The following is a 14,403-nucleotide window of genomic DNA, read 5'->3' on the forward strand; positions in this document are numbered from 1 at the left end:
GGCGTCAGCCGGCGAGCGCGCGTTCGATCACGGCGGTGAGCTGGTCCTCGGTGAGAACCGCGGGCCGGCCCACCCCCAGGGCGCGGACGTAGACCTCGCACAGCCATTCGAGCAGGCGGGTCGCCTCGAACGCCTGCTCCAGGCCGTTCCCGATCGTCACCGCGCCGTGACTGGCCATCAGGGCGGCCTGCCTGCCCTCGATCGCGGCGAGGACGCCCCGCGCCAGTTCCGGCGTGCCGTACGTCGCGTACGGGGCGACCCGGACCGTGCCGCCGAGCAGCAGCGCGTTGTAGTGGATCGGCGGCAGTTCGGTCATGGTGGAGGCGACGACGGTCGCGAAGACCGAGTGTGTGTGGACCACGGCCCGCGCGGAGGTCGCCTCGTACAACGCGAGATGCGTCGGCGTCTCGGAGGAGGGCCTGGTCCCGCCGTCGACGACCCGGCCGGTGAGGTCGAGGACCGGGCAGTCCTCGGGCCGGAGCCGGTCGAGCGCGACCCCCGACGGAGTGACGACGACGAGGTCACCCTTACGGGCGCTCAGGTTGCCCGAGGTCCCGATGACCAGGCCGAGATCCGCCGCCCTGCGGCCGTACTCGCACAGCTCACGCCGCAACTCGTCCATCTGCTCATTCACCTGCTCATCCACGTCGGCGAATCTACACAATCGGCCGGTTTTCGTGATGTCCTGAACCTATGTACGAGGCTTCCGAGTGGCGCCGCGAGGGTGACACGATCCGCAGGACCGTCGCCGCCCGCGACTTCCGTACGGCCATCGCGATCGTCAACGACATCGCGGAGCAGGCCGAGGCGCTGAACCATCATCCCGACATAGACATCCGGTGGCGCACCCTGCATCTGGCGCTGACCACCCACGACGCGGGCGGTCTCACCGACCTCGACTACAAACTCGCCGCCCGCATCGACGCCATAGTCGCCGACCACGAGGCGGGATCCCCTCAGACCTGAACCAGCCAGGCCGGCCGGCCTGGTGATGAGTCGTCACGGTGATGAGTTGTCGCGCCCGCACCCGTCACACCTACGAAGGGACACGACGAGGCGGAAGGACGCGAGTGATGAGTGCGGACACGCGGCTGGAGGAACTGGGCGTGAGCGGTCTGGGCGAGGTCGACGAGTCGGCGTTCTCGGGGCTGGCGGAGCGGCACCGGCGGGAGCTGCACGTGCACTGCTACCGGATGCTCGGGTCGTTCGAGGACGCCGAGGACACGGTGCAGGAGACGTTCCTCCGCGCCTGGCGGCGGCGGGAGACCTTCGAGGGGCGGTCGACGTTCCGGGCCTGGCTGTACCGGATCGCCACCAACGCCTGCCTGGACCTGCTCGCCAAGTGCCGCCCGGAGCCCGCGACCGGCGGCGAGGTGCTGTGGCTGCAGCCCTACCCGGACCGGCTGCTCGACGAGCTGCCCGCGGGCGACGCCGACGAGCCGGAGACCGTCGCCGTCGCGCGGGAGACGATCGAGCTGGCCTACCTGGTCGCCGTACAGCACCTCGCGCCGCGCCCGCGGGCCGTGCTGATCCTGCGGGACGTGCTCGGCTGGCCGGCGAAGGACGTCGCGGAGCTGCTCGGCGACTCCGTCAATTCGGTGAACAGCGCGCTGCAGCGGGCCCGCGCCGGCATGCGGGAGCACCTGCCCGCCGAGCGGCAGGACTGGACCGGCGGCGACGAGGACGCCGGGACGCGCGAGCTGGTGCGCCGCTACACCGACGCCAGCGTGGCCACGGACGTCGACCGGCTCGCCGCACTGCTGCGGGACGACGTCCGCTTCTCGATGCCGCCCACGCCGGGCCTGTACGTCGGCCGCGACACGGTGGTGAACGGCTGGGTCGCGGGCGGCTTCGAGGACATGGAGCCCATGCGCGCCGTCCTCACCTCCGTGAACCGGCAGCCCGCCGTCGCGTTCTACCTCTGGCGGAAGCGAGAGGGCGCGTACCTGCCGCTGGCGATCGACGTCCTGCGCGTCACCGGCGGGGCGATCACCGAGATCGTCACCTTCCACGACGACCGGTTCCCCGGGCTCGGGCTGCCGGAGCGCCTGCCGGCGTACGGCACCGAGTAGTCCCGGTGCGGACGCTCGCGCTGCGCGGCGGCGCGCGTGTCGCGGTGGTCGCGGCCGAGTGGCGCGACGCGTTCGGCGTCGTCACCCGCGGGCGGGTGCAACTGGAGCTGCGCGACGGCGAGCCCGGGCCGGTCCTCGGACGCGACGCCGGGTTCTGGCTCCGGGGCACCGGCGTCCGCGCCCTGCGCAACCCCGGCCGTCGTACGGCGAGGGTCCGCGTCGTCACCCTCGGAGGCCAGGACCGTCACCCGCCCGTCAACACACCCCGTACGCCGGCTACCGGACAACAGAGGAACGACATGAACAGCGTGAACGACACCGATGTCGTCGTAGGCCCGGCAGCGGGCCGGGCCGGCCACACCCACCGATTCCGCGGGCTCGCCGGCACCGGCCTCATCGCCACGCTCGCAGCGATGGCGGCCACCACCCTCGCCGCTGCGCTCGCCCAGGCCGTCGGCGTCGACTTCGCGATCCCCAATGGTGGCGAGACGATCCCGTTGCCCGGGTTCGCCGTGGTGACCGGTTTCTTCTCGGCCGTGGGCATCGTCATCGCGGTCGCCCTTCTCCGTTGGAGCGCTCGCCCCGCCGAGCGATTCGTGTGGACGGCGGTGTCGCTGACCGCGATTTCGTTGGTCCCGCCCCTCCTCTCCGGGGCGAACACAGCCGCCACCATCTCCCTCCTCGGGCTACACCTCGTCCCTGCGACGGTGATGATCCCCACCCTGGCGCGGAGTCTCCGCGCCCGGACGGATTAACGATCCCGCGACAGGCCAACGCGCGGCGCAAGGGCGTGCGCGAGCGCACCACCGTGGTCCCTGCGGCCCTGTGCGAGCGCACCATCGTGGTCGTCCCTGCGGCCCTGCGCCGCCACCCGCCACGCCGAAGCCGAGTCGCGTGGGCGAAAAAGCACACGGCACCGTGGCTTCCCCCGTGGAGCCGGCTCCTGCGCGGCGGTTTGAGCCGGATCTGGCCCCTGGGGTCGGCGTCAGGCTCAAGCCGCGCCAGGACGCGCTCGCGCCCGAGCCCTGACGCCCGAGCCCGCGCCCGCGCCCGAGCCCGCGCCCGCGCCCGAGCCCGAGCCCGCGCAAGGCTGCCACCCCCGTAGCCGCGGGGCAGGGAGCGCTGGGTGCGGCGTGGGAGATGGGAAGGAATCGGCACATACCTGTGGGGCTGGCTCGGAAGTTGACGACAATTCCTATCCGTGGGGTGACATACGCCGAATTATCCAGTTCGCTCGCGCGATATCGGCCGGTGAAAAAGCATCGCGACCTCCTCCCGGGTGGGCAGAATTTCTGCGCGCCTGTGACCCCAACAACTTGCTGCTCAGGGATGTTCAGGGAGCGGCAGCATGAGAGAATTCATACATAGTTTCGATTCTCTCGGGGAGGTGTGATGGATCTGTTTGATTCTGATCCTGGCCACCTCCAGCGTTCTAATGATATCGGCGACGATTGGTGGGATCAGCTCACCGCCGGCTCGCCCCTGTGGTCACCCGAAGACTCGCTCGCTCGCGAATATGTGCCGATTGTCGACCCTGGGACGGCAAAGCACACGGGCCGGCTCGATAACACGGCGGAATCGCCCGGACCTGCCCGTTCATTCACAACCCGTGGTGGCACGGCGTCCGATGCCGAATCCACCCACGATGAGATCACGGGTGATGCTTCTCCTGATGGCGCCGGGGGTGCTGGCAGCGGTGATCCCACTGGCATTTTCGGCGACGCGTCCGGCAGCGCTTCCGCTGATACTCCCGGTGGCGCGCCTGGTGGTGCGTCCGATGGCGCGCCCGGTGGTGCGTCTAATGGCGCCTTCGGCGGTGCTTCCGGCGGTGCTTGTGGTGGTGCTTTCGGCGCTGGGTCGTCGTCGTGGGTGGCGGTGGCGGCGGTTGTCGAGGCGGCGCGGGCGGTGGCGCTGGTGCCGGTGCCCGAGGCGGTGGAGGTGTGTCTGACCGAGGCCGAGGAGTTGCTGTCGGCGCGCGACCGGATCACTTCAGCGTTGGCCGCCCGGGTCGGCCGGGTGCACCGGGCCGGGGAGGCGAAGAGCCATGGGCATGCGTCCACCAAGTTGTGGCTGCGTAGCGCCGGGGGGATGACGCCTGCGGGAGCCGCCCGGTTGGTGACGATGAGCCTGGAACTGCACCGCCTCTCGCAGGTGCGCGAGCGCTTCGCCGAAGGCACCTTGCCCGAGGGCATTGTGGAGGCGATCTGCACCGCGACCTCCGGGCTGACCGACGACCAGGCCACCACCGCCGAGCGAATCTTGCTGGAGTTGGCGGGGTCGGCGGGTGCGGCGGAGGTGGCCAAGGCGGGGCGGTATCTGCGGGCGGTGCTGGACCCCGACGGGCATGAGAAGGATGAGCAGGCGGACTTCGACCGCCGGTTCTTCCGGGTCCGTCGGCGCAGGAGCGGCGGTGTGGAGGGGGAGTTCTACCTGCCGGTGGAGGCCGCCGCGCGGTTGCAGCACCTGTTCGACGTCTACGCCAAGCCCAAGGCGGAGGGTGATGACCGGACGCTGAGTGTGCGGAACGCCGACGCGCTGATCGCGCTCCTGGAGAACAAGATCGCCACCGAGCTTCTGGTACTGGTCAACGCCGAATCCCTCCCCGACGACCCTCCAGCCGAGGACTGCGCAACCGAGGACCCTGCAGCCGGGCATCCCGCAGACAACCTCGCCGGCACGGCCGCGTCAGGCACGGATTTCTCGGGGGACCATCCCACAGATACCGGCCCCCCGAGCGGCTTTCCCTCGGACGAGGGCGAGCCCACCGTTGAGGAGTGCGCCGGCGAAGAGGCAGCGGGTGCGGAGCCTGGCACTCGGCCATTGACCGTCAGCCCCGAACACACAGCCACAGTGCCCCCGGCGGGCACTGATAGCTCTGCCGACGATGATGGGTGCTCGGCCGTTGCGCACTCCGCAGGAGATGACACCTCCCCTGCCGCCTTCCCTGCCGCGACCTCCGCGGCCGCAGGTGCGGGCGGTGACGGACAGGAGCCCGCCACCGGCCGCCCAGCCGCCGGTAGCTCGCCCACCGACGGTCCTGTCGCCTGGCCGCACTTCGACCCAACCGAAAACGACGAGCGCGGCGACCTGCGCGACGGCGATGACATCCAGCAGGGCCACGCCAATGACCCCGACGACGACCCCGGCGCTCAAGAAGAGGGGACCGAGCAGGGACACCACAGAAACCGAGTGCGGCGGTCGCAGCAGGCACCCCCGCAGCAGGCGCATGCCCCTGATCCTCCACTGGAGCACAACGCTCCGCCGGGTGCGGATCACGGCGGCGACGCCTGGCCAGGAGCCGACGCTCGGTCGGGGTTGGGGGTGAATGGTCCGCCGGGGGTGTGGTTGCGGGGGTTGCCGGGGCTGATCCTGGCGACCGGGCATCTGCTGCCCGTCTCCAGCGTGCACCGGCTGGCTCGCACCAGCACTTTGGTGAGGATCGTCATGGATGCCGCTGGGCAGGTGCTGGACATGGGCCGCAAGGTTCGCCTGGCCACCCCGGCCCAGCGGCGGGCGGTCTTCGCCCGGTATGCCACCTGCTGGGTCGACGGCTGCCCCCTGCCCGCCACGATGTGCCAGATCGACCACGCCGACGACTGGTGCAGCGGCGGGCTTACCGACTTGAAGCTGCTCGGGCCGGCGTGCCAGTTCCACAACCGCGACCGCTACCGCCACCCCACTCGCTACACCCGCCGCAACATCGGCGACGACCGTTGGGCCTTCGCCTACCGCAATCCCCGCACCAACCGGAGACGCCTATGAGGGCGGGCGCCTTGATGCCTCTGGTTGGTCAGCCGAACAGGTCAGCCGAACAGGTCAGCCGAACAGGTCGGCCGGGGGCACGGGAGCGAGGACGGCGTCGCCGTCGTTGATGGGGGCGGCTCCGGCGACCAGCCGGGTCAGGTCCTCACCCGCGACGCATCGGGCCTGGGTGAGGCCGCCCGCGGCCCGGCGGGTCAGTGCCTCAACGGGCAACTGCCCGGGGGCCGCCGTCAGGATGACGTTGCCGAACCTGCGGCCGCGCAGAATGCCGGGCTCGGCGATCAGGGCGGTGTGCGGGAACACGCGGGCAACCGTGGAGACGACCCGTTTGACGAAGGGCAGGCCCTTGCCGTCCGCCACGTTGATCAGGGCGGTTCCGGAGGGCCGCAGCACGCGGGCGATCTCCGTCATGTATTCCGTGGTCGCGAGTTCGACCGGCATGGTCGCGCCCGTGAACGCGTCGAGCACGAACAGGTCGGCCGAGGCGTCCGGCAGGGCGGCGGTCGCCGCGCGGCCGTCCGCCACCCGGACCTTCAGCCGGGGCACGGACTTGAGACTCAGCTGGTCGCGTACGAGCTGGACCAGCCCGGCGTCCGGTTCGACGACGATGTGCCGGGACCCGGGCCGGCGGGCGGAGACGTAGCGCGGGATCGTGCAGGCCCCGCCGCCGACGTGCACGGCGTCGAGCGGGCCCTCCGGCAGGCAGTCGATCACGGCGGCGATGAGCTGCACGTAGGAGAAGTCCAGATAGGTGGGATCAGTCAGGTCCACGTACGACTGGGGCACGCCGTCCCTGATCAGCATCCATCCGTCGGGCCGGTCGAGGTCACGCAGGAGCTCCACCTCGCCGAAGGTCACTTGATAGCGGCCTGGCAACGGTTCTTTGCTCCTTGCCACCTTTGACTCCTTTCGCGTGATATGAGAACCGTATGCGGAACAGGGCCCTGCTCGCCCTCGTCACGGTCGCCGCGGCCATATTCGTCTTCGGCGTGGTCGGACTCGTGGTCTCGGGCAGGCAGGAGCCGGTGATGGTCGCCACGCCGGCCGCGTCCCCCACCATCCCGCGGACGCTCGCACTGCGTCCCGACGGCTCGCCGGACGAGACGGCCGCCGCCTACTTCGCCGCCTGGGCCAAGGGCGACTACGAGGCGATGCGCGATCTCGTCGACGAGCCGCCGGCCGACTTCGCCGACCAGCATCGCGAGTTCGAGGACGCCGCCCTGTCGAACTCGATGCGGATCACGCCCGGGGCCGTCAAACGCGACGGGGACGAGACGGCCGAGGTGCCCTTCACGCAGGAACGGGACGAGCCGGACAAGGGGCCCTGGCGCTTCGACTCGGTCCTGCGCCTGGCCGTACGGGACGCGACCTGGAAGGTGCTGTGGACGCCGGCCGTCATGTTCCCCGAGATCGAGGCCGGCGGCCGTCTCGTCAGGACCACGCCGATGACCGGGCCGCTGCGGCCGGTGACCCGGGAAGGGGAGGAGTTCCCCCAGGACTCGGACGCCGACGCGTATCTCGACGGGCTCACCGGCCATGCAGTGGTGCCGACGAACGGTGTCGAGGTGGGGTGGGAGCTGCGGGTCGAGAACCCCGGGTCGCCGTCGAAGGCCGTCCTCGCCTACACGCCCAAGGGGGAATCGACCGGCGTACGGACGACCATCGAGTGGTCGGTTCAGGCCGCGGCGGCGCGGGCGCTCGACGGGGTGCCGCAGCGGGCCGCCATCGTCGCCGTACGGCCGACCACCGGGGAGATCCTCGCGGTCGCCGACCGGCTGGGCGGACGTGGCGCGTTCGAGCGCAAGTACGCCCCCGGTTCGACGTTCAAGACGGTCACGGCCGCCGCCCTGCTCGGCGGAGGGCTGGTCCCCGACACCACGGTGGAGTGCCCGTCGGTCTACCAGATCCCCTTCCACCGGGCGATCCCGAACTACCACGACGAGGACCACGGGGCGGTCACACTGCGCCACGCCTTCGCCCTGTCGTGCAACACCACCTTCGCCCGGCTGACGATCGAGCGACTGAACGCCGACAGGCTGGTCGAGCAGGCGAGGGCGTTCGGCTTCGGCGTGGAGGGGGAGAACGGCGGCGGCCAGGGGAGTGGACAGGGCGGCGGCTACACGTGCGGCAGCCTGAAACGGCCGGAGAACCCCGACGCGCTCGCCGAGGACTCCTTCGGCCAGGGCACGGTCGAGGCGACCCCGCTGTGCATGGCGCTGGTCGCGGCGGCGGTGAAGAGCGGTGAATGGCGGCCTGCCCGCCCGCTGGCGGAGGAGGCGTCCCAGGGCGAGCTGCCGCAGAGCGTGCCCCTGCCGTCGAACGTGGCGGAAGGGCTGCGCGACCTGATGAGCGCGGTCACCGTCGACGGGACCGCCGCCGAGGCGCACCTGCCGGAGGGGGTGGCCGGCAAGACCGGCACGGCGGAGGACTGGCAGGGCGGCCAGGACCACGCCTGGTTCATCGGCTATCAGGGCGACCTCGCCTTCGCCGTGTTCGTCGAGCACGGCGGCACCGGGCGCAGCGCCGCCGTGCCCATCGCCGCCCGCTTCCTGCAGGCCCTGTAGACCAAGTAGGGCCCTCGCAGGCCCCTCAGACGCCGGGCCAGGCGAACCGGTGGGTGTGGATCCCGAAGTAGGTGAACGCCTCGGCCCTGGTCACGCCGGGAACGCGTTTGACGTGGTCGTTGAGCACCGCGAGGAGCTCGGCGGGCTCCCGGCACACCACCTCGGCGAACAGGTCGAACGAGCCCGCCGTGAGCACCACGTAGATCACGCCGGGCAGCTCGCTGATCCGGTCGGCGACCTCGTGCACGTCGCTGTCGACGCGTACGCCGATCAGCGCCATGACCGGAAGGCCCAGCGCCATCGGGTCGGTGACCCCGACGATCTGCACGACGCCCTCGTCGCGCAGCCGCTGCACCCGCTGCCGTACGGCGGGGGCGGACAGGCCGGTCGCCTCGGCGAGCGCGGTGTAGGAGGCCCGGCCGTCCCGCTGCAGCTCGCGCAGCAGGACCCGGTCGATCTCGTCGGGGATCATGCGACCAGCTCGGCGACCGCCGCCGCGAACACCTCGTGGTGCCGGTCCACGTCGGCCTCGGTGGTGGCCGGGGACATCAGCGCCATGTTGTGGAACGGCGTGAGCAGCACTCCCCGGTTGGCGAGGTGGACGTGCAGGTAGTCGTCCAGCTCGGGATCGCCGGCGGCGTTCGACTCACCGCCGTCGCGCGGGGCCGGGCTGGTGAAGCGATACTCGGCGCGCGCGCCCAACTGCGTGACCGACCACGGCAGGCCGTGCGCGTCGATGATCTCCTGAACCCCTTTGGCGAAACGGGTCGCCAGCTCGGTCATGGCGGAGAACGCGTCGTCGGTCAGCACGTGCTCCAGGGTGGCCCGCATGGCGGCGACGGACAGGGGGTTGCCCGCCAGCGTGCCGCCGACCCCGCCCATGTCGACCAGGTCGAGCCCGTCCATGGCCTCGATCCGGGCGGCGACCTCGGCCGACAGGCCGTACCCGCCGCTCGGGATGCCGCCGCCGACGGCCTTGCCGATCGTCACGATGTCGGGACGCAGGTTCCAGGCCTTCGTGCAGCCGCCGGGCCCGGCCGAGAAGGTGTGGGTCTCGTCGTTGATCAGCAGGCTGCCGTACCGCCGGGTCAGCTCGCGCACGCCCTCCAGGTAGCCCGGCTCGGGCAGCACGATCCCGATGTTGGTCAGGGCGGGCTCCATCAGGACCGCCGCGACGTCGCCGTACGCCAGCTCGCGCTCCAGCGCGGGCAGGTCGTTGAACTCCACGACGCGGGAGGTGACAGCGGGGTCGACCGGCGCGCCGACGTTGCCCTCCCGGGACTCCTGCCGGCCATCCGGGCCGACCACGATCAGCACCTCGTCCACGCTGCCGTGGTAGCAGTAGCTGTTCACCAGGATCTTCGGCCTGCCGGTGATCGCCCGGGCCAGCCGGATCGCCCACCGGTTGGCGTCGGTGGCGGTCAGCGAGAAGCTCCAGTACGGCAGGCCGAACCGGCGGCCGAGCTCGGCGCCGACCCAGGCGGCGTCCTCGGTCGGCATCATCACCGTGGCGCCGCCCCGGCGGCCGAACCGGTCGGCGACCGCCTCGACGGTGGCCTGCGGGGAATGCCCGGCCATCGCGCCCGTGTCACCGAGGCAGAGATCGACGTACTCGTGGCCGTCGAGGTCGGTGACGCGGGCGCCGTGGGCCTCGGCCAGGTACAACGGGAAGCCCGCGGCCGTCTTGTTCATCCACGTCATCGGCACGCCGCCGAAGAGATGCCCCCTCGCCTGCTCGTACGCGGCGGCCGAGCGCGGGTTCCGCTCCCGGAAGAGGCCGCGCTCGCGGTCGAGCAGCCGGGCCAGGCGAGTACGGTCGATCATGTTCCCTGCCTCAGAAAAGCTTGCCGAGCTCGGTTTCAGCCACCGAATCTGAAGCAAACGTACACAACCACGTCCGTTTCGTCAGCGCTGGGGTAGGTGCGTCTGTGGTCGGACAATATCCTTCCTGGATGGTATTAAGGCGGAAACCATTCACATAGATGACCACCTGTGAGGGAATCATCTCGTCTCCCGGCCTGACGCGGAGGCGACATGGACCCCAGCGCTGTGCACGACGCCCTCGCACGGCACCTGCTCGTCGACGGTTTCCGGCTGGTGCTCGACCTGGACCGGAGCGCGGGCTCCTGGCTGGTCGACGCCCGTGACGGGCGGAGGTACCTGGACTTCTATACGTTCTTCGCCTCGTCGCCGCTCGGGCTCAACCCCTTCGCCGGCGAGCCCGAGTTCGTCGCACTGCTCGGCCGGGTGGCGGCCAACAAGCCCGCCAACTCCGACATCTACACCGTGCACCTCGCCGAGTTCGTCGAGACGTTCCGGCGGGTGCTCGGCGACCCGGAACTGCCGCACCTGTTCTTCGTCGAGGGCGGCTCCGCGGCCGTGGAGAACGCGCTCAAGTGCGCCTTCGACTGGAAGAGCCGCTGGAATGAAGCCAACGGCCGCCATCCGGGCCTCGGCACCCGGGTCCTCCACCTGACCCGGGCCTTCCACGGCCGCGGCGGCTACGCGCTCTCGCTCACCAACACCGACGCCGTCAAGACCGACCGGTTCCCCCGGTTCTACTGGCCGCGTGTCGACGTCCCGGCGATCCATCTCGGGGACGTCGAACGCGCCGAGGAACGGGCGCTGGCGCAGGCGAGGGAGGCGTTCGAGAGGTTCCGCCACGACATCGCCTGCTTCGTCGCCGAGCCGATCCAGGGCGAAGGGGGCGACAACCACATGCGCCCGGAGTTCCTGCGGGCGATGCAGGACCTGTGCCACGAGTACGAGGCGCTGTTCGTGCTGGACGAGGTGCAGACCGGGGTGGGTCTCACCGGCACGCCCTGGGCGTACCAGCAGCTCGGGCTGGCCCCTGACATCGTGGCTTTCGCGAAGAAGGTCCAGGTCGGCGGCATCATGGCGGGCCGCAGGGTGGACCTGGTGCCGGACAACGTGTTCCGGGTGAGCGGCAGGATCAACTCCACCTGGGGCGGCGGACTGGTCGACATGGTGCGGTCCCGCCGGATGCTGGAGATCATCGAGCGGGACGGGCTGATCCCGAGGGCGGCGATCCTGGGCGAGAAGCTGCTGGGCGCCCTGCGGGGCCTGGAGTCCGACGGACTGGTCGCCAACGCGCGGGGCCGCGGGCTCATGTGCGCCTTCGACGTCCCCGACCCCGGCGGGCTGGTCACCCGGCTGCGGGAGGAGCGGGCGATCCTGGTCCTGCGCTGCGGCGATCGGTCGGTGCGGCTACGCCCTGCCCTGTCCGTCCAGCCCGACGAGCTTGAGCACGGTCTCGCCGGTCTCCGCGCCTGCCTCACCGGCGTCTGAGCACGCGGGTTTTGAGCAGCCGGTGTCTCCGGACGGGTCCGCCTCGCCGCGCCAGCGGCAGATGGCCCTGACCCGCGACTCCACGCCCAGCTTGGCGTAGATGCGGTTCACGTGGTTCTTCACGGTCTTCTCGCTCAGGAACAGCCGCTGGGCGATCTCGCCATTGGAGTGACCTGTGGCGATCAGCTCCATGACCTCGCTTTCCCGCTTACTCAACCCAAGGGCGGTGTGGTCGTCGCCTCTCATCCGGCCTCCGTCGAAGACGTCAGAGATCGCCGGGGCCCCCGCGCGGCGGTTGTCAGGCAGCATAACCCGCTACGTTCACCTTTTGGGAAAAATGCACTGACTTGCCCGGGTCAATGCCTCCCGTGAACCGTGACGGTTCCGAGATGCGGATCGGCGGCGATCTCGGCCGGGGTGAAGCGCTCGGTCACCCACCCGCCGCGCGAGAACAGCGCCGTCTGGTCGGTGTGATGCGGCGACGCGGGGTTGGCGGACAGGGAGTAGGTGAGGACGGTCCGCGTGCGGGGGCCGTCCTTGGTGAGCTCGACGGCCATCATGAAGCTGGAGCCGGTGTTCACCTCCGGATAGCGTCCGTCCGTGCTCAGCGGCCCGCCCGTGCGCACCCGGTCGAAGCAGCCCTCCCCTTCCGTGCAGCCGGGAATCGGGATCGAGGAGTAGCTCTGCGCCTGCCCGGGGGTGAGCGTCAGCGGGATCCGGTTGGACCGGAAGAAGAGCGCGGCGTCGGCGAGGGCCTGCCGTACGCCCGGGTCGTCGATCTTCAGCCCGCTCGGGGTGGTCAGCGGGCGCTCGGGGTCGAACGGCACCCGCCACGGGCTGAAGACCGGTTCTCCCGGCTTGGCAGGACGGCCCAGCCGGGCGAAGAACTCGCGCCACAGGACGGCGCCTGCACCGTCGAGGGTGGCCCGCCCGTCCCACTTCCCCAGCGTCCGGCAGGCGTCGCGTACGTCCGCCCCGGGGCCCGGGGAAGAGCGGCCCGGGGAAGAGCTGCCCGGGGAAGAGCGGTGGGTGCGGCACAGCTTCAGCAGGTCGTCGCGCATGAGCTCGAAGGTGAGGTTGCGCTTGCCGCGCACCGTGGCCTGCAGCGTCTCCAGAGTGAAGCCGGGCGCGCCGAGTCCGTCGGCGCCGGACAGCCGCTGGGCGATCATGTCGAGGCCGACCCGGGGGCGCGGCTCCAGGTCGGTGCCCGTCTCGCCGTACGCCTTGGGATAGCCGGTGAGCGGCTTCGCCGGGTTCGTCATCCAGTAGGTGTTGTTGGAGTTGGCCACATAGTCGGCGCGGGCCAGCCTCGGCTGGTTGCCCGGCCCGAAGACGCCCGGCACGACGGCGTCGCCGTCCCTGCCCCACAGGCACGCGGACGTCGAGCCGTCCAGGACGTACGCGTCCAGCCCCGGAACGGGCGAGGGCCCGGGAGAGGACGCTGCGCAGCGCTTCGCCTGGGCGTCGCTGACGTGGGGGACGAGCGAGGTGTCGGCGAAGTAGGCGGTCCCGCTCACGTCGGTGGCGAGGGTGTGGACGAACGGCATCCCCTGGTAGGTCCGCTGGGCCGCGCGCAGCTCGTCGAGGCTGCCCGCCCTGGCCATCGCCAGCCACTCGTCCGCCGCCCGCAGGTTGGCGGCGTTCGCGTCGGCCAGCGCGTACGCGGCCTCGTCCGTCTGACCGACGGCGAGCACCGGGCCGTAGCGGGAGGTGAGGAGCGTGTGGCCGGAGACGGTGCCGTCCGGCAGGGTGACCTCCACCTCCTGCCGGCCCATCGGCTCCGCCCGGCCGTCCACGGTGTAGCTGTGGCCGTCCGCGCGCTTCAGCCGGTAGACGGTGAAGTGCTGGGCGTGGGAGACGGTGTGGGTCCAGGCGACCTTGGCGTTGTGGCCGATCTGGACGACCGGGGTGCCGTACAGGCTGCCTCCGGAGACGTCGAGCACGCCCGGGATGGTGAGCTGGACCTGGTAGAAGCGGCGGATCCCTCGCCAGGGGAAGTGCGGGTCGGCCAGAACCATCCCGCCGCCCCCGCGTGTGGCCTGCCCGCCGAGCGCCCAGGCGTTGCTGCCCGCGGCCGGCTTGGGCCGAGGTCTGTCGTCCTCGGATCCGGCGATCCCGGTGATGGCGTCCTTGAACGAGGAGCTCGACGTCATGCGGTCGAGGTCGAGCAGGTTGTTCCACATGTCGGTGGCGGTGATCGGGCCGACCCACGCCCTGCCCCGGCAGGTCGGGTCGGGCAGGTTCGCCACGCCGGTGTCCTCGAGGTAGCGGTTGTATCCGGCCACGTAACCGTCGACCAGGCGGCGCAGCTCGTCGCTCGGGCCGACCGGCGCGGGCCGGGCCAGCAGCCGCCGTACGACGCCGGAGCCGGCGACGCTCTTGTGGTAGACGTCGCTGGCGAGGTTGGAGACCGGGCGGACCGGATCATCGGACTCGGCCTTCGGGCCGAAGTAGCGGGAGCGTTCGCCGCGCAGCGTCACCACCCAGGAGGCGAGCGTGCACAGGTTGTCCTGGGCGAAGGCGTAGCCGTACCCGAATCCGAGGCCGTCGTAGTCCTTGGCGGTGACGTGCGGGATGCCGTATTCGGTGCGCCGGATCGTGGCCGAGTAACTCCCGCCGGCCGCCGCGGCGGGCACGGGAGACACGGCCGGGGTGAGTAAGGCCAGCGTGATCATCAGTGGCCTGAGCTTCATCGA

At 71.0% G+C, this 14,403-nt stretch carries 12 protein-coding genes; 6 read left to right on the top strand and 6 right to left on the bottom strand.

The features are described from left to right. Nucleotides 1-4 precede the first annotated feature (4 nt). The gene (locus Mam01_RS06385; RefSeq protein WP_239101080.1) at nt 5-646 is read right to left on the bottom strand and encodes a class II aldolase/adducin family protein; all 642 of its coding nucleotides are present in this window, start codon (nt 644-646) and stop codon (nt 5-7) included. Nucleotides 647-693: 47 nt separating this feature from the next. Between Mam01_RS06385 and Mam01_RS06390 the strand changes: the two genes are divergently transcribed. From Mam01_RS06390 to Mam01_RS06405, 4 genes are all read left to right on the top strand, one after another. After that, on the top strand, nt 694-966 hold the full coding sequence (locus Mam01_RS06390) for a 4a-hydroxytetrahydrobiopterin dehydratase (RefSeq protein ID WP_204284478.1): 273 nt from the start codon (nt 694-696) through the stop codon (nt 964-966). Nucleotides 967-1,073: 107 nt separating this feature from the next. Beyond that, nucleotides 1,074-2,072, top strand: a complete 999-nt coding sequence (locus tag Mam01_RS06395; protein WP_204284479.1) for an RNA polymerase subunit sigma-70 — start codon at nt 1,074-1,076, stop codon at nt 2,070-2,072. Between the two features lie 5 nt (nt 2,073-2,077). Next, nucleotides 2,078-2,827, top strand: coding sequence for a DUF6069 family protein (locus Mam01_RS06400; RefSeq protein WP_204284480.1), 750 nt, complete (start codon nt 2,078-2,080; stop codon nt 2,825-2,827). Nucleotides 2,828-3,464: 637 nt separating this feature from the next. Beyond that, nucleotides 3,465-5,834 carry an HNH endonuclease signature motif containing protein gene (locus Mam01_RS06405; protein ID WP_204284481.1) on the top strand — a complete coding sequence of 790 codons (2,370 nt, stop codon included), beginning with the start codon at nt 3,465-3,467 and terminating at the stop codon, nt 5,832-5,834. Between the two features lie 54 nt (nt 5,835-5,888). Here the strand turns inward: Mam01_RS06405 and Mam01_RS06410 are convergent, their stop codons facing one another. Further along, nucleotides 5,889-6,731: a spermidine synthase gene (locus Mam01_RS06410; protein ID WP_239101082.1), complete on the bottom strand. Its 843-nt coding sequence runs from the start codon at nt 6,729-6,731 to the stop codon at nt 5,889-5,891. Between the two features lie 32 nt (nt 6,732-6,763). Between Mam01_RS06410 and Mam01_RS06415 the strand changes: the two genes are divergently transcribed. Then, entirely contained in the window at nt 6,764-8,398 is a 1,635-nt protein-coding gene (locus Mam01_RS06415) for a penicillin-binding transpeptidase domain-containing protein (protein WP_204284482.1), read from the top strand. Between the two features lie 25 nt (nt 8,399-8,423). Here the strand turns inward: Mam01_RS06415 and Mam01_RS06420 are convergent, their stop codons facing one another. Then, nucleotides 8,424-8,870 (bottom strand): Lrp/AsnC family transcriptional regulator, encoded by a 447-nt coding sequence (locus tag Mam01_RS06420; protein ID WP_150935307.1) that lies wholly within the window; start codon nt 8,868-8,870, stop codon nt 8,424-8,426. Then, complete coding sequence (locus Mam01_RS06425; protein ID WP_204284483.1) at nt 8,867-10,222, bottom strand: transaminase; 1,356 nt, start codon at nt 10,220-10,222, stop codon at nt 8,867-8,869. Before Mam01_RS06425 ends, Mam01_RS06420 begins: the two co-directional genes overlap by 4 nt. 210 nt (nt 10,223-10,432) lie before the next feature. Between Mam01_RS06425 and lat the strand changes: the two genes are divergently transcribed. Beyond that, a complete protein-coding gene (gene lat, locus Mam01_RS06430; RefSeq protein ID WP_204284484.1) occupies nt 10,433-11,707 on the top strand; it encodes an L-lysine 6-transaminase in 1,275 nt (424 codons plus the stop codon). Here lat and Mam01_RS37230 read toward each other — a convergent pair. Both Mam01_RS37230 and Mam01_RS06440 read right to left on the bottom strand, forming a co-directional pair. Further along, nucleotides 11,627-11,953 (bottom strand): helix-turn-helix domain-containing protein, encoded by a 327-nt coding sequence (locus Mam01_RS37230; protein ID WP_204284485.1) that lies wholly within the window; start codon nt 11,951-11,953, stop codon nt 11,627-11,629. The two genes, lat and Mam01_RS37230, sit on opposite strands and share 81 nt — an antisense overlap. 110 nt (nt 11,954-12,063) lie before the next feature. After that, nucleotides 12,064-14,400, bottom strand: coding sequence for a penicillin acylase family protein (locus Mam01_RS06440; RefSeq protein WP_204284486.1), 2,337 nt, complete (start codon nt 14,398-14,400; stop codon nt 12,064-12,066). Nucleotides 14,401-14,403 lie beyond the last annotated feature (3 nt).

The sequence above is a fragment of the Microbispora amethystogenes genome, assembly GCF_016863015.1.
GTDB classification, from domain to species: domain Bacteria; phylum Actinomycetota; class Actinomycetes; order Streptosporangiales; family Streptosporangiaceae; genus Microbispora; species Microbispora amethystogenes.